Annotated in this window: 18 protein-coding genes; 14 read left to right on the top strand and 4 right to left on the bottom strand. The window is 56.7% G+C overall.

Annotated elements, in window-relative coordinates; translation table 11 throughout:
* Positions 1-54: 54 nt before the first annotated feature.
* Genes MHZ89_RS15280 through uxaC form a run of 3 tightly spaced genes read right to left on the bottom strand, consistent with a single transcriptional unit; the run spans position 55 to position 4416 of the window.
* Positions 55-1545, bottom strand: a complete 1491-nt coding sequence (locus tag MHZ89_RS15280; RefSeq protein ID WP_311783737.1) for an altronate dehydratase family protein — start codon at positions 1543-1545, stop codon at positions 55-57.
* 4 nt (positions 1546-1549) lie between these two features.
* The gene (locus tag MHZ89_RS15275; RefSeq protein WP_311783736.1) at positions 1550-2998 is read right to left on the bottom strand and encodes a tagaturonate reductase; all 1449 of its coding nucleotides are present in this window, start codon (positions 2996-2998) and stop codon (positions 1550-1552) included.
* Positions 2999-3000: 2 nt separating this feature from the next.
* Positions 3001-4416, bottom strand: coding sequence for a glucuronate isomerase (uxaC, locus tag MHZ89_RS15270; RefSeq protein WP_311783735.1), 1416 nt, complete (start codon positions 4414-4416; stop codon positions 3001-3003).
* A 376-nt stretch (positions 4417-4792) separates the two neighbouring features.
* Here uxaC and MHZ89_RS15265 point away from each other — a divergent pair, with 376 nt between their 5' ends.
* The 11 genes from MHZ89_RS15265 (at position 4793) to MHZ89_RS15215 (ending at position 12221) form a co-directional block, all read left to right on the top strand.
* Positions 4793-6097 carry an MFS transporter gene (locus MHZ89_RS15265; RefSeq protein ID WP_311783954.1) on the top strand — a complete coding sequence of 435 codons (1305 nt, stop codon included), beginning with the start codon at positions 4793-4795 and terminating at the stop codon, positions 6095-6097.
* Between the two features lie 126 nt (positions 6098-6223).
* Positions 6224-6997 carry a transcriptional regulator ExuR gene (exuR, locus tag MHZ89_RS15260; RefSeq protein ID WP_311783734.1) on the top strand — a complete coding sequence of 258 codons (774 nt, stop codon included), beginning with the start codon at positions 6224-6226 and terminating at the stop codon, positions 6995-6997.
* Between the two features lie 322 nt (positions 6998-7319).
* Entirely contained in the window at positions 7320-7997 is a 678-nt protein-coding gene (locus MHZ89_RS15255) for a DedA family protein (protein ID WP_311783733.1), read from the top strand.
* Complete coding sequence (gene mzrA / locus MHZ89_RS15250) at positions 7994-8356, top strand: EnvZ/OmpR regulon moderator MzrA (protein ID WP_311783732.1); 363 nt, start codon at positions 7994-7996, stop codon at positions 8354-8356. The genes MHZ89_RS15255 and mzrA overlap by 4 nt, the downstream gene beginning before the upstream one ends.
* A gap of 178 nt (positions 8357-8534) precedes the next feature.
* Positions 8535-8909, top strand: a complete 375-nt coding sequence (locus tag MHZ89_RS15245; RefSeq protein ID WP_120454933.1) for a DUF1090 domain-containing protein — start codon at positions 8535-8537, stop codon at positions 8907-8909.
* Between the two features lie 36 nt (positions 8910-8945).
* Entirely contained in the window at positions 8946-9251 is a 306-nt protein-coding gene (locus MHZ89_RS15240) for a YqjD family protein (RefSeq protein ID WP_048784365.1), read from the top strand.
* 2 nt (positions 9252-9253) lie between these two features.
* The gene (locus tag MHZ89_RS15235) at positions 9254-9652 is read left to right on the top strand and encodes a phage holin family protein (RefSeq protein WP_311783731.1); all 399 of its coding nucleotides are present in this window, start codon (positions 9254-9256) and stop codon (positions 9650-9652) included.
* The gene (locus tag MHZ89_RS15230) at positions 9649-9936 is read left to right on the top strand and encodes a YqjK-like family protein (RefSeq protein ID WP_311783730.1); all 288 of its coding nucleotides are present in this window, start codon (positions 9649-9651) and stop codon (positions 9934-9936) included. The genes MHZ89_RS15235 and MHZ89_RS15230 overlap by 4 nt, the downstream gene beginning before the upstream one ends.
* Positions 9937-10145: 209 nt before the next feature.
* Positions 10146-10559 carry a DoxX family protein gene (locus tag MHZ89_RS15225; protein WP_311783729.1) on the top strand — a complete coding sequence of 138 codons (414 nt, stop codon included), beginning with the start codon at positions 10146-10148 and terminating at the stop codon, positions 10557-10559.
* Positions 10560-10634: 75 nt separating this feature from the next.
* Entirely contained in the window at positions 10635-11609 is a 975-nt protein-coding gene (locus tag MHZ89_RS15220) for a glutathione S-transferase family protein (protein WP_311783728.1), read from the top strand.
* Positions 11610-11738: 129 nt separating this feature from the next.
* Entirely contained in the window at positions 11739-12221 is a 483-nt protein-coding gene (locus MHZ89_RS15215; RefSeq protein WP_120454943.1) for a YlaC family protein, read from the top strand.
* Here MHZ89_RS15215 and MHZ89_RS15210 read toward each other — a convergent pair.
* Complete coding sequence (locus MHZ89_RS15210) at positions 12218-13621, bottom strand: PLP-dependent aminotransferase family protein (RefSeq protein ID WP_311783727.1); 1404 nt, start codon at positions 13619-13621, stop codon at positions 12218-12220. The two genes, MHZ89_RS15215 and MHZ89_RS15210, sit on opposite strands and share 4 nt — an antisense overlap.
* 386 nt (positions 13622-14007) lie before the next feature.
* On the opposite strand from MHZ89_RS15210, the gene MHZ89_RS15205 reads away from it, so the two are divergent.
* The 3 genes from MHZ89_RS15205 to MHZ89_RS15195 form a co-directional block, all read left to right on the top strand.
* Positions 14008-14451, top strand: a complete 444-nt coding sequence (locus MHZ89_RS15205) for an STM2901 family protein (RefSeq protein WP_311783726.1) — start codon at positions 14008-14010, stop codon at positions 14449-14451.
* Entirely contained in the window at positions 14445-14792 is a 348-nt protein-coding gene (locus MHZ89_RS15200; protein ID WP_311783725.1) for a DUF1493 family protein, read from the top strand. The genes MHZ89_RS15205 and MHZ89_RS15200 overlap by 7 nt, the downstream gene beginning before the upstream one ends.
* A 512-nt stretch (positions 14793-15304) precedes the next feature.
* Positions 15305-15370, top strand: a 66-nt coding sequence (locus MHZ89_RS15195) for an IS1 family transposase (RefSeq protein ID WP_096257578.1), incomplete at its 3' end; no start/stop codon positions are given.

The following is a 15370-nucleotide window of genomic DNA, read 5'->3' as shown; positions in this document are numbered from 1 at the left end:
GTACTTTCGCGCCGTCTGAAACAGCGACATTAGCCTCTCTGTCGATTAGCCGATTTACAGCGTCACGCCGCTTTTAAAAATCGCCAGCTCGCGAAAATCGTTCTTCTCGTTGTTGGTCAGCTTGCCGCTGGCGATCGCCACGATGGTATCGACGAAATCCTCCAGCAGCGCATCCATGCTCATCCCTTCCAGCAAACGGCCAGCGTTAAAGTCGATCCAGTGCGGCTTCTTCTCCGCCAGCGGCGAGTTGGTCGCCAGCTTCACCGTCGGCACAAAGCCGCCGTAAGGGGTGCCGCGTCCGGTGCTGAACAGCACCATATGACAGCCCGCCCCCGCCAGCGCGCTGGTGGCGACCGCATCGTTGCCAGGGGCGCTCAGCAGATTCAGCCCGGGCGTTTTCAGCCGCTCGCCATACTTCAGCACGTCCACCACCTGGCTGGAGCCCGCTTTCTGGGTGCAGCCCAGCGATTTCTCCTCCAGCGTGGTAATACCGCCCGCCTTGTTGCCCGGCGAGGGATTCTCGTAAATCGGCTGCTGGTGGTCGATAAAATAGCGCTTGAAATCGTTAATCATCGCCACGGTTTTCTCGAAGGTCGATTCGTCGCGACAGCGGCTCATCAGAATACGCTCCGCACCGAACATCTCCGGCACCTCGGTCAGCACCGTGGTGCCGCCGTTAGCGATCATCTGATCGGAGAAGCGCCCCAGCAGCGGATTGGCGGTAATGCCGGAAAAACCGTCGGAGCCGCCGCACTCCAGGCCGAACTTCAGCTCGCTTAGCTTGCCCGGCTGGCGTATGTCGTGACACATCACCTCATACAGGGCATGCAGACGCTCCAGACCCGCCTCTACTTCATCATCGTGCTGCTGGCACACCATAAACTGAATGCGGTCGCTCTCCGGCAGGCCCAGCGTCTCGCGGAAGGCATCGACCTGGTTGTTCTCACAGCCGAGGCCGATAACCAGCACCGCGCCAGCGTTAGGATGGCGCACCATATTTTGCAGCATGGTGCGGGTATTCTCATGGTCCTGCCCCAGCTGCGAGCAGCCGAAGGTGTGGCTAAACAGAAACGCGCCGTCGGTACCCGCCGCGTTGTCGGTCTCTTTAAGAAAGCGCTGCAGGATCTGACGCGCAATGCCGTTGACGCAGCCGACGGTCGGCAGGATCCACAGCTCATTGCGGATCCCGACGTCGCCGTTGGCGCGGCGATAGATCTGCACCTCGCGATCCCCAGGCTGCGGCGGCACCTCAACAAACTCCGGCTGATAGTCGTACTCATCCAGATCGCTCAGGTTAGTGCGCGCGTTACTGGAGTGGATCACCTCGCCGGCGGCGATCGGCTGCGTGGCGTGGGCAATCGGCAACCCGTACTTAACCACCAGTTCGCCCTCGGCGATGGGCCGCAGCGCGAACTTATGGCCGCGCGTAACGGCCTGCTGTAGCTGCACTGCCGTCTGATGCAGGTCGATAGTCTGCCCCGCCTCTAAGTCGCGCAGCGCTACCGCGACGTTATCCTGAGAGTGAATCTTAATCGCGTCTTGCATAGCATTATCCCAGTGTGCTCAACGCCTCACGCATGCCGTGGACGATGATATTTTGCAGGTGTCGGCTGACCTCGGCCGCCAGCTGTGGCTGCCGGGTCAAATCTTCGCCCCAGTGCTGCGCGTCGCTTAACACCTCGCGCACCAGCTGTTCCGGGGAAATCTGGTCGTTATTGAGTGCCTGCCAGTTTTTTTCAAAGCGCGCCAGCCAGTGCGCGTCATCCTGTAGCGGCCAGCTTTTCTCCGCCGACGCGCCGCGATAAAAGGCGATCAGCGCCGCCAGCGCAAAGGTCAGACGCGTCGGCCAGACGCCGCTTTGCGCGTGTGACGCCAGCAGCGGCGTCAGCAGCCGGGTGCGGAACTTGGTCATGCCGTTCAGCGCGATGGAGAGCAGCGCATGACGGATAAAGGGATTGCGGAAGCGCCGCTCTACCGCATCGGCGAAGGCGAGCAGCTCGCTGCGCGGCAGATCCAGCGTAGGAATGATCTCCTCACGCAGCAGACGATCGACAAAACCTGAGATAGCCGGATCCGCCATTGCTTCGCCAACGCTCTCCAGTCCAGCCTGGAAAGCCACCGGCACCATGGCGGTATGTGCGCCGTTGAGGATCGCTACTTTCTGCGCCTTCCACGGCGCGATATCCTCGACCAGTCGCACCTGCGGCGCCAGCGCATCCAGCTTCAACTCGTCGAACAGCGCGCGCGGCCCCTGCAGAATGAACTGGTAATACACCTCGCCCGCCACCAGAAAACGATCCTCGTAGCCCAGCTGAGCGGCGAGCGCCTCGCTCTCCTGCGGGAAACCGGTCACGATGCGGTCCACCAGCGTGTTGTAGAACATGCAGTGCTGCGTTACCCAGGCGGTAAAACTTTCCGGCAGCTGCCAGTGTCGCGCATAGCGCAGCACCAGTTCGCGCAGGGCATCGCCGTTATGGTCGATTAGCTCGCAGGGTACAATCAGCCAGCCTTTGTCACTGGCCCCACTGAAGTGCTCGAAGCGCGCCCATAGCAGCTGCGTCAGCTTGCCGGGAAAGCTGGAGGCGGGCGCATCCGTCAGGCGATCGCTCTCGGCAAAGGCGATGCCCGCTTCGGTGGTGTTAGAGAAGACGAACCGCATCTGCGGCGCGCGCGCCAGCGCCAGAAAGTCGTCATGCTGGAGATAAGGCTGGATCTCGCGATTCAGACTGCGGATCAGGCGCGTTTCGCTGACGCGCTCGCCCTGCTCGTTCAGACCGCGGATCAGCGTGGTATAAAGGCCATCCTGCTGGTTCAGGCTGTCGCTGACGGCGCGGTTGCGCGGCCGTACCACCACGACGCCCGCATCGGTGCCCTGATGCTGGTTCAGCCAGTCGAGCTGCCAGTCGATAAAGGCGCGCAGAAAGTTGCCCTCGCCGAACTGGATGACGCGCTCGCTGTAGATCGCGCCGGGAAAATCGTGGCGATTTAGCCGCTGCATTATCAGGCTCCCAGCTCTATGCCAAAGTAGTCGCGCGCGTTGTTAAAGCAGATGTTTTGCACCATCTGGCCCAGCAGCGCCTCGTCGCCCGGCGCTTCGCCGTTTTCTACCCAGCGACCAATCATCTGGCACAGCAGGCGGCGGAAATATTCGTGACGGGTATAGGAAAGGAAGCTGCGGCTGTCGGTCAGCATACCGACAAAGCGGCTGAGCAGGCCAATCTGCGCCAGCTGCGTCATCTGACGCTGCATGCCGTCGAGCTGATCGTTGAACCACCAGGCGGAGCCGAACTGCATTTTGCCTGCTTCGCCCTCTCCCTGGAAATTGCCCGCCATGGTCGCCAGCACCTCGTTGTCGCGCGGGTTCAGGCAGTAGAGAATGGTTTTCGGCAGCGCGTTATGCAGGTTCTGCGCGCCCAGCAGCTTCGCCAGCGGTTCCGCCAGCGGCCGGTCGTTAATTGAGTCGAAGCCGACGTCCGGGCCCAGCAGTTCAAACTGGCGGCGGTTGGTGTTGCGCAGCGCGCCGATATGGTACTGCTGCACCCAGCCGCGACGCGCATATTCGCCGCCCAGCCACACCAGTACCGCGGTTTTAAACTGCGCGATCGCCTGCGCGTCCGGCGCGTTGCCCGCACGACGAGCGGCCAGAATGGCGTCCAGCGTCGCGTCGTCCGCTTCGGCGTAGAGCACGACGTCAAGCGCGTGGTCTGAAACCTTACAGCCGTGATCGGCGAAATAGTCGAGGCGTTTGCTCAGCGCGCTGCGCAGATCGTCAAAGCGGCGCACGCTGATGTCGGTCAGCGACTCCAGCTTCTCGATCCATGCCAGGAAGCCTTCCGCCTCAATGTTAAAGGCTTTGTCGGGACGCCAGCTCGGCAGCACCTTGACGCTGAAGCTGTCATCCTGCGCCAGCGCGCGATGGTGCTGCAGGTCATCCAGCGGATCGTCGGTGGTGCCGACCATCTTCACGTTCATCTGCTGCATAATGCCGCGCGCGGTAAAGTCATCCTGCGCCAGCAGCGCGTTGCAGCGCTCCCAGATGTCGTCAGCGGTTTTTTCAGAGAGCAAGGTATCGGTAATGCCGAAAGGACGACGCAGTTCAAGGTGCGTCCAGTGATAGAGCGGATTGCCGATAGTGTGCGGTACGGTGCGCGCCCAGGCGTCGAATTTTTCGCGGTCGCTGGCGTCGCCGGTGCAGAAGGCTTCCGGTACGCCGTTAGCGCGCATAGCGCGCCACTTGTAGTGATCGCCCTTCAGCCAGATGTCATAGAGGTTGGCAAAGCGGTAATTTTCGGCAATCTGCTGCGGCGGAAGATGGCAGTGATAGTCGAAAATCGGCTGATCCTTTGCATAGTCATGGTAAAGGCGACGAGCAAATTCGGTATCCAGCAAAAAATCCTCGGTCATAAAACGCGACATACTTGCTTCCTCTTGATAGAGCCTTAATGCGCTCAAAGTTATCATACCAATTTTGGTCAGCTACAGAATTCTTTGAGATCTCGCTCACATAAATAGCAGCAATGCCCTGCCCTCATGGACGTTTTTGCTCTCTGTAGCGTGCTAAATGGCTGTCCTGACGCAGATTTAAAGTATCCCATATTGCAAAAGGGGCTTTTGTGATGGCTCTCAACTTTTAAAGTTGTATAACAAGTTACGCTCTCGACCCGTAAAGGCAAGGTAAACACAGGGCCGCATTCGCGTGGCCTGCGGGCGTGAGATCAGTCGAATCACGGTTGTCCCGCTCCAGATAACAACAGCGGCAAGACCGCAGACAGAACACTGGAAGAGGTAAATGATGCGTAAGATTAAAGGGCTACGCTGGTATATGATCGGGCTGGTGACGCTGGGCACCGTGTTGGGTTATCTCACCCGTAATACCATCGCCGTCGCCGCGCCGACGCTCCAAACCGATTTACATATCACCACTCAACAGTACTCCTACATCGTGGCGGCCTACTCCGCCTGCTATACCGTTATGCAGCCGGTCGCGGGCTACGTGCTCGATTTGCTCGGCACTAAAGTCGGCTACGCCGTGTTTGCCGTACTCTGGGCGATTTTCTGCGCCGCAACGGCGATGGCAGGCAGCTGGGGCGGTTTTGCGCTGGCGCGCGGCGCAGTGGGCGCGGCGGAAGCGGCGATGATCCCGGCGGGCCTGAAAGCGAGCAGCGAGTGGTTCCCGGCTAAAGAGCGCTCCGTCGCCGTGGGCTACTTCAACGTTGGCTCCTCGATTGGCGCTATGCTGGCGCCGCCGCTGGTGGTCTGGGCGATTGTGGCGCACAGCTGGCAGATGGCGTTTATCATCACTGGCGTGCTGAGCCTGGTCTGGGCGCTCTGCTGGCTGATTTTCTATAAGCATCCCAAACAGCAAACCAAACTCAGCGACGAAGAGCGTCAGTACATTATTTCCGGCCAGGAAGCGCAGCATCAGACCGGCAACACCAAAAAAATGTCGGCGCGTCAGATCCTGCGCAACCGCCAGTTCTGGGGCATCGCGCTGCCGCGCTTCCTGGCGGAACCCGCCTGGGGCACCTTTAACGCCTGGATCCCGCTGTTTATGTTCAAGGTGTATGGCTTCAACCTGAAAGAGATTGCGCTGTTCGCCTGGATGCCGATGCTGTTCGCCGATCTCGGCTGCATCCTTGGCGGTTATCTGCCGCCGCTGTTTCAGCGCTGGTTCGGCGTTAACCTGATCGTTTCGCGCAAGCTGGTGGTGACCATGGGCGCGGTGCTGATGATTGGCCCCGGCACTATCGGCCTCTTCACCAGCCCCTATGTCGCTATCGCGCTGCTCTGCGTCGGCGGCTTTGCCCATCAGGCGCTCTCCGGCGCGCTGATTACGCTCTCTTCCGACGTCTTCGGCCGTAACGAAGTAGCCACCGCCAACGGCCTGACCGGCATGGCGGCATGGACAGCCAGCACCATGTTTGCGCTGGTGGTCGGCGCGCTGGCCGATACGCTGGGCTTCAGCCCGCTGTTCGCCGCGCTGGCGGTGTTCGATCTGTTAGGCGCCGTGGTGATCTGGACGGTATTGCGCAATAAGCCTGTCTCTGAGCTGGAGAACGAGGTCGTGCCGCCGCAGGGAGCAACCGTACGCGGCTGAGGCTGCCAGTTGCTGACCCGCCCGCCAGGCGGGAAAACAAGCGTCCCGCGTCATAATGGCGCGGGACCTTTTATTTAGCGGCCGCAAAGTGGTATAACAACTTTATTTGCGACACGGGAATACGCTATGGAACTGACCGAACCTCGTCGACTTTACCAACAGCTCGCCAGCGATCTGAAAAGCCGTATCGAAACAGGCATTTATCCTGTAGGCGATAAGCTGCCCGCCGAACGCCTGATCGCGGAAGAGATGAACGTCAGCCGCACTGTGGTGCGCGAGGCGATTATCATGCTGGAGGTGGAAGGGTACGTCGAGGTGCGCAAAGGTTCCGGTATTCACGTTATAGCCAGCCAGCAGCAAAACCGCGTGATGACCTCAAGCCAGCTCGAATTCGCCACCTTTGGCCCCTTCGAACTGCTGCAGGCGCGCCAGCTGATTGAGAGCAACGTCGCCGAGTTCGCGGCGACGCAGGTGACGCGCCAGGACATTATCGAGCTGATGGCCATTCAGGAAAAAGCGCGTCAGGAAGATCACTTCCGCGACTCGCAGTGGGACATGCAGTTTCACGTGCGCATTGCGCAATCCACCCAAAACAGCGCGCTGGCGGCCATTGTCGAAAAGATGTGGCTGCATCGCCTGCACAATCCCTACTGGCTTAAACTCCACGAGCATATCGACCAGCGCAGCATTCTCAGCTGGTGCGACGACCACGATCAGATCCTCAAGGCGCTGATGCGCAAAGATCCCGCCGCCAGCAAACTGGCGATGTGGCAACATCTGGAAAATACTAAACAGATGCTGTTCAACGCGACCGCCGATGATTTTGAATTTAATGTGGATCGTTATATGTTTGCCGAGAATCCCGTCATCCTGCCGGATGGTTCTAGCCATTCACATTGATTCTGCTGCGTTTTCGCGCAGGAAAGTCAGTTAATCTGCAATAGTGTCAGGTCGTGTAAAGCTCCTTTTGACGGGCCTTGTCAAAAGGTAAAACTCCTGTGCGACGGACACATCCCCCTGTCTCAGCCCTGTAGTTTTTGTTACAGTTAGCGCCCCTTTTTTACCCTTTGCGACAGGGTTTAAAAATTCGCTGGTTAAACAATCTGTTCTGGAAGGATCCGGAAAACTCTGCCCAGACTGTGCTCCTAAAACAGATAACCAAACGCCGGTCTGCGCTTATGTCCTTTGAGACGCGTTAAACAATGATGTTCAGGAATGATTGATGGATATTTTGCATGCGTTGCTGCAGGCCTTGTGGCAACAGGATTACGAAACCCTTTCCGATCCGACGCTGGTATGGGCCATTTACGGCGTGCTGTTCATGATCCTCTTTCTGGAGAATGGCCTGTTGCCCGCCGCGTTTTTACCGGGCGATAGCCTGTTGATTCTGGTAGGCGTGCTGATCGCCAAAGGCACCATGAGCTTCCCGCTGACTATTCTGGTGCTGACGACCGGCGCCAGCCTCGGCTGCTGGGTCAGCTATATCCAGGGCCGCTGGCTCGGCAATACGCCGACGGTACAGAAGTGGCTCTCTCACCTTCCCGCGCAGTATCACGCTCGCGCGCACAGCCTGTTTCATCGCCACGGCCTGTCAGCACTGCTGATTGGCCGCTTTATCGCCTTCGTGCGCACCCTGTTGCCGACCATTGCCGGTCTTTCCGGCCTGGATAACGCCCGCTTTCAGTTTTTTAACTGGGTCAGCGCGCTGCTCTGGGTAGTCATCCTTACCGTACTCGGCTTTGCGCTGGGCAAAACGCCAATCTTCCGTCGCTATGAAGATGAAATGATGTTCTGCCTGATGCTGCTGCCGCTGGTGCTGCTGATTGTCGGCCTGGTTGGCTCGCTGGTGGTGCTGTGGCGCAAGCGCCAGGCGAATCAGAATGGTAAGGGCGAGTCATGAAAATTCATCGCCCCATTCCCCGCCGCATGCTGCCCTGGCTGGCGATCGCCGCGCTGCTGCTGCTGACCATCGGCCTGACGCCGATGCTGCTGCAGCATGAAAGCGTGGTGCAGATCCGCGTATCCCACGCGGGCGGCCCGCTGCCTGACGGGTTTTATCTCTATCAACAGCTGACGGCGCAGGGTATTCGCATCAAAAGCATTACCCCTTCAGGTGATGCACTGATTATTCATTTCGAAAACGAAGAGCAGAGCCTTGCCGCGCAAAAAGTGCTGCGTCGTTTGCTGCCGGACGGCTTTGTCGTCGCCAGGCACCCCGATTCGGCTTCCGCCTCCTCAACCATGCTGAATATTTCCTGACCTACCGTTGCCGTCCTGCGTTGGCAGGACGGCAACAGAATAATCTGTATCCCCCCGTCTTTTTTGAACTTTTTACAGGCGCTGTCTATGCTTAGTGGATGGCTCAGCTATCTGACACGCCAGGAGATGACGCTGTCTGGTCACGGCAGGTCAGTAACAATGGAAGGTAACAAGCCTGATGAAACATCAATTACTTCTTGGCCTCGCGCTGTTTTCTCTCTCGGGTTCGCTGATGGCGGCGGAATCGCTTTGTCAGCAGAAAGAGCAGGACATTCAGCATGAAATTGCGATGGCGAAACAGCATAACAATCAGCGTCGCGTCAATGGACTGGAGCGCGCCTTAACCGAAGTACGCGCCAGCTGTAGCGACAATAAACTGAAAGCCTCTCATCAGGCGCGCATCAAGGCGCAGCGAGAAAAAGTCGCAGAGCGCGAACGCGAGCTAAAAGAAGAGCGTCAGGAGGGCGACGACAGGGAAAAAATTGCCAGACGTGAACATAAATTGGAAGAAGCCCGCCAGGATCTGAAAAAGTTACAGGCGGAGCCTTATTAATCCGGACTCAATCACTGAAGCTAAAAGGAACATTACATGTCAAAAGACACTTCATCAGAACATTTGCGTGCTGAGTTAAAAAATCTGGCGGATACGCTGGAAGAGGTGCTGAGCAGCACCACGGATAAGTCTAAAGGCGAACTGGATAAGCTGCGTCAGAAAGCGCGCGTAGCGCTCGACAGCTCACGTGAGAAGCTGGGCGATTCTGGCGAATATCTGGCGCAAACCACGCGTGAAGCCGCGCAGAAAGCAGACGGCTACGTGCGTGAAAACCCCTGGCATGGCGTTGGTATCGGTGCGGCAATTGGCGTGGCGATCGGCATCCTGATTTCACGGCGTTAATTATGGCGGATTCTCAGCAGAGCCACGGCCCCGGCAAAGGGGTCATCAATATTGGTCAGCGCATCGTCACTACGCTGGTCAGCATGGTCGAGACCCGTGTACGTCTGGCGGTGGTCGAGCTGGAAGCGGAAAAGGCCAACCTGATTCAGCTGCTGCTGATGGTTGGTCTGACTATGTTGTTTACCGCCTTCGGACTGATGAGCCTGATGGTGTTGATTATCTGGGCCGTCGACGCGCAGTATCGCCTGATGGCGATCGGCATTACGACCGGCGTACTCTTTCTTCTGGCGATTATTTTCGGCCTGTGGAGCCTGCGCAAATCGCGTCAGTCCACGCTATTGCACCATACGCGCAAAGAGCTGGAGACCGATCGTCAGCTGCTGGAGGATAACCGCGCATGAGCAGCAAACAGGAACGTGAAGCGCGCATTCATGCGCTGTTGAGCGATATACAACAGCAGCGGCTCGACCTGAGCGCAAGCCGCCGTGATTTTCTGCAAAGCACCGCGCAGTATGACCGCGGCTGGCTGACGTTCCTCAGCATGCGGCGCTATCTGGCTATCGGCAGCAGCGCGCTGGCTATCTGGTCGGTGCGCAGCCCGAATAAATTTATGCGCCTGCTCAAGCGCGGCTTTGGCGTCTGGAGCACCTGGCGCATGCTGAAAGCGGCCCTGCCGCAGCGCTAATCTTTCTCTCTCTGTAGCCGGTGCGAAAACGCCGGCTTTTCTTTATCAGATTTCCTGAATAACACCTACAGAATATCTCGCTTACAACCTTTTCACTCCGCGACTATTATCTCCAGCTATCAGCTCAGCAAACGGCTAAAGCGCCTTATGCTGGGAACGACACAACGCAGGCGCTGCTGTCCTGCCGTAAAATTAGCCTGGAGTAAATGATGAAAAAATTCGAAGATACTGGCCTGCTGCTGGCGCGCATTTTAATGCCGATCCTGTTTATCACTGCCGGCTGGGGCAAGATCACTGGCTATGCGGGCACGCAGCAGTATATGGAAGCGATGGGCGTACCCGCCTTCTTCCTGCCGCTGGTTATCCTGCTGGAGTTCGGCGGCGGCCTGGCGATTCTGTTCGGCTTCCTGACCCGCTTTACCGCGCTCTTTACCGCGGCTTTCACCATCCTGACGGCGTTCCTGTTTCACAGCAACTTCGCGGAAGGCGTTAACCAGATAATGTTTATGAAAAACCTCTCTATCGCGGGCGGTTTCCTGGTGCTGGGCCTGGTGGGTCCGGGCGCGTACAGCCTTGACCGTCTGCTGCGTAAAAAAGCGCAGCCGGTGGGCGCACTTCGCTAAGCACACATCTGGCGTAATGCCGCATATACTTAGCAGGGCGAGGAGACTCCTCGCCCTGTTTGCACTGGAGGCGATATGGGCCAACTGATCGAAGGTGTCTGGCACGACACATGGTACGATACCAAATCAACCGGCGGACGCTTCAAGCGTACTGAAGCAGTCTGGCGCAACTGGGTAACGGCGGATGGCAGCGCCGGCCCCACGGGCGAGGCGGGCTTTAAAGCTGAACGCGATCGCTATCATCTGTATGTTTCTCTCGCCTGCCCCTGGGCGCACCGCACGCTGCTGATGCGTAAGCTGAAAGGGCTGGAGTCGATGATCGACGTCTCCGTGGTGCATCCTTTGATGCTGGAAAACGGCTGGACATTCGACGACGATTTTCCTGACGCCACCGGCGACAAGCTCTATCAGAATGAATTTCTCTATCAGCTCTATCTGCATGCCGATCCTCACTACACCGGACGCGTTACCGTACCAGTTCTGTGGGATAAGCAGCAGGGCACCATCGTCAGCAACGAATCGGCGGATATCATCCGCATGTTCAACAGCGCTTTTGACGCCGTTGGCGCCCGCGCGGGCGATTACTATCCGCCTGTCCTGCGCGAGAAGATAGACGAGCTGAACGGCTGGATTTACGACACGGTTAACAACGGCGTCTACAAGTCGGGCTTCGCGACTTCGCAGGCGGCCTATGACGAGTCGGTGACGGCGCTGTTTCACTCGCTGTCGCGGCTGGAGCAGATTCTGGGACAGCATCGCTACCTGACCGGCGATCAGCTGACCGAAGCGGATCTGCGCCTCTGGACTACGCTGGTGCGTTTCGATCCGGTTTACGTCACCCACTTTAAGTGCGACCGTCATCGCATCGGCGACTACCTCAACCTGAGCGGCTTTCTGCGCGATATCTATCAGATGCCGGGCATCGCCGATACCGTGAATCTGCCCCATATCCGCCATCACTATTACGTCAGCCATAAAACCATCAACCCGAACGGCGTTATTTCGCTGGGTCCGGCGTTTGACTGGGATGAGCCACACGGCCGCGGTTAGTCGTTCGCGCCGTCCTCTTATTGGGACGGCGCGCGTCTGAACTGTTATAAAAATTCTGCGCGTTTCTGTGTCTCCTCCGGCTCACTGTTATCTGTTCTACTGAGCAGAAAAGTGACGGTGAGGTGAACAATGGACGCCATTAAACAAATTTTAATCGATGAGATCGCTACGCTTAATCGTGAGGAGCGCCGCGACAACCGGCCGCGTTTTAGCTTCTCTTTTCTGAAAACCCATCCCGGGCTTTGGGCAGTCATGTATCTCTGCTATGCCCTGTGCGTGGCGCTGATTTTTTCTACCGAAATGCTGGGCTGGCCCGCCTTCTGGTTCGCTACCATTTTCGTACTGGTAATGAGCTTTCTGATGCTGCTGGATATCAACCCGAAATACCGCTTCGAGGATATCGACGCGCTGGATCTGCGCGTCTGCTATAACGGCGAGTGGTACTACGTGCAGCCGGTTTCTGAAGGCGGCGTGAAGAAGATTTTGAATCTGCCGGATGCGCCGGAGCAGGTGAAAAGTGGCATTCATCGTCTGCTACAGCAGAAAGGCGAAGTCGATTTCTATGACATCTACTATCTGACCTGGGGCCACCAGCAGGCAGCGCAGGTTTAAACCTTACGCTGTTCGGCAATCAGCCTTCCCAGCGTCTCGACCGCCGCTTCGGCGCGTGTATCCCACGGCCAGGCGGCGTTAATGCGAAAACAGTGGGTAAACTCCTCGCCCGCTGAAAACAGCCGCCCCGGCGCGATGCTGATCCCCTGCTGTAATGCCTGCTGATAAAGCTGTGTCGTATCATAGCCGCGCGGCAGCGTTACCCACAAAAAGAAGCCGCCCGGCGAATCGCTCACGCTGGCGCCGTCCGGCAGCACGCGGCGCAGCGCCTGACGCACCCACTCTTTACGCCGCGCCAGCGTCTGCCGCAGTTTTTTCAAATGGCTATCGTAGCGGCGCGTAGCGAGAAAATCTGCCAGCGCCAGCTGCATCGGCGCGCTGGTAGAGAGCGTGCTCATCAACTGCAGGCGCTGGATGCGCTGCGCGTGCTGTCCCGCCGCGACCCAGCCGACGCGGAACCCGGCGACCAGACATTTGGAAAAGGAGCCGCAGTGCAGCACGTCGCCGCCGCGATCCCAGTATTTCGCCGGATGCGGCGGTTCATCGCCTGTCCAGAGTTCGGCGTAGACATCATCTTCTATCAGCGGCACCTGATAGCGTGCCAGCAGCGCCACCAGCTGCGCCTTGCGCGCGGGCGAAAGGGTAACGCCAGGCGGATTTTGCAGCGTGGTCATCAGCCAGCACGCTTTCACCGGCCAGCGCTGCAGCGTCTCTTCCAGCTGCTGCATATCAATGCCCTGCTGCGCGTCGCTCGGCACCGCCAGCGCTTTCAGCTTCAGGCGCTCGATCGCCTGCAGCGCGCCATAAAAGGTCGGCTGCTCGATAACCACATAGTCGCCTGGTTCGGTAAGCGCCTGCAGGCTGAGATTGAGCGCTTCCAGCGCGCCGTTGGTAATCACGATTTCATCTGGCGACAGCGTAATGCCCTGTCGTGCATAGCGCTGCGCCAGCATCTGCCGCAGCGCCGCGTTACCGGGCGGAAGATTATTGAGCGCGTCGAGCGGCGTCAGCTGATGTGAGACGTTGGTCAGCGAGCGCATCAGCTGACGCTGAGGAAAGAGTTCGGGATCGGGGAAGGCGGAGCCAAAAGGCACGATATCCGGATCGCGGATCGCCTGCAGCACGTCGAAGACAAAATCGTTAATATCGACCTGCTCGCTGAGCGCCACCTGCGCCGGCGCGGTTTGCAGCGCGCGCGGCGCGACGTAGTAGCCGGACTGCGGACGCGAGACGATCCAGCCCTGGCTTTCCAGCACCTCGTAGGCGTGCATCACCGTCATCAGGCTTAGCCCGTGCTGCGCCACCTGCTGACGAAGCGACGGCAGCTTCGCGCCTGGCAGCCAGATACCCGCCTCAATCTGCTGCTGAATCTCATCCGTCAGTTGCTGGTATTTCGCCACGGGCTGCTCCTTTCGTTGCCGCTGCGCAGTTTAACATGGCGAGGTCGTGAGGCAACGGGGAAGCCCCAACGGCGGCGAACGTGGCGCAAACGCCGGCGGCAGCTTACTCCAGAAAGCAAAAACCCCGCTTGCGCGGGGTTTTCACCTGAAGAGTCGAAACTGACCGATAAGATAGCCTGAACAGGCAAATGTTTATAATAATCAAATAAATATAAAAATATTATCCAAATCCTACTTTTCTTTCATCCCGACCAGGGCCTTTTTAATGTCCCTTTTTTACCTGACGTTAGAGCTACTGTCGGAGTAGTACTAGCAACATGGACTGAGTGTAGACTGAGTGAAAAACAGACGTTAGGATAAAATTGCTTAACACAGGAGTCTTGCAAATGGACACAACTGAAGAATTTAATGGAACATACTTTTTCAAGGGACTAACCAACCTCACCGCCGGTGAATTGTTCTTCTTTGTTTTTCTTGAGGAGGCTCAAAAGCAGCTTGGTACGGATGATATAGCGGCACTGGCTCTTATCATTCTGGGACAACCAACGCAAAGCACAAGGGGAAAGCCAGCACAAGCAACGCCCGGAACATCAATTCTTAGTGAAAACCTTCGGCGCTGGTTAAAATTCCGTGTTAATCGCTGGCCTACGCTAACAAATCAAAGTATTCGGCATTTACGTTTTAGCTATGTGACTAACCTGGGCGCTTTTGCGGGCCGCTGGATACCGATCCTTGGGGTTATTTTTATAATGAATGATGTTTTACGAATAGGGTTTAATGCTCTGAACACTTATAACCGAATTGCAAGAGGGAGCGATCGCATATGGTAAATGATATCGGTAAATGCGTTACTGAATGGTATGAAAGAAGCTACAACAGCAAACCGCTATTTGCCAAAGCTAAACCTGTATTAACGCCAGAGACGAGTTTAAATACGGGGAAATATCCCTGGTCCAGAGAGACCGGTGATGAAATTATGAAGGACTACTTCAAGCGATTTAACGTTGATTATAGTAATTTCAATTTCCTTTCATACTGGCCCTACGAAAAAGGCATGCTACCAAACTTCCTTCGCCCAAATTCCCAGAAGATCCATTCGGTGTCTCCCAAGCCGCTAACAATTCAGATGCTGATTGACTCCGCTAAAGCGGGTTATTGGTTGTTTGATTAAGTGTCAAATGTAGTATGTTTGTGGCGGCACTCACCCGCCCCTTATACGAAAATCTTGCCTCTGTTAAAAAAGTGCTGAAGAAGAACTTAATAAAAATTTTAGCCGCCATTTTTTGAAAAAAGGTCACATACTCAAATACCACTTTATTTATATTCCATACAGGAATAAACCTATGCAGGCAGATCCCCCCCTCATTTAGCAAGCTATTACTGAAAAGCGTTAATGGCCGACAAAAAACAGAGTCAGAAAGCCGAGATTATATCTGTGAAGAAATAACTTGTCTGTTCACAATGATGTTAAAGCCGCCTACCCTATCTGGGCGAGAAAAAAACGGGAAAAATATTTTAAAAACTAAATGCGCATTCCCGATGCAGACGTTGAAGGCTGTTTGCCGCCTAAAGTCAAAGGTTGCGCATTTATCACAATGCGTTTCGAATATTATTTCATACGCAGCGATGGTGATGCTGCCAACTTACTGATTTAGTGTATGATGGTGTTTTTGAGGTGCTCCAGTGGCTTCTGTTTCTATCAGTTGTCCCTCCTGTTCAGCTACAGACGGGGTGGTGCGTAACGGTAAA

Origin of the sequence: Pantoea sp. ACRSB (genome assembly GCF_022346905.1) — a bacterium.
GTDB classification, from domain to species: Bacteria; Pseudomonadota; Gammaproteobacteria; order Enterobacterales; family Enterobacteriaceae; genus Pantoea; species Pantoea piersonii.
The sequence above is the reverse complement of the archived record's forward strand: the minus strand, read 5'-3'. Positions and strand labels throughout refer to the sequence as shown.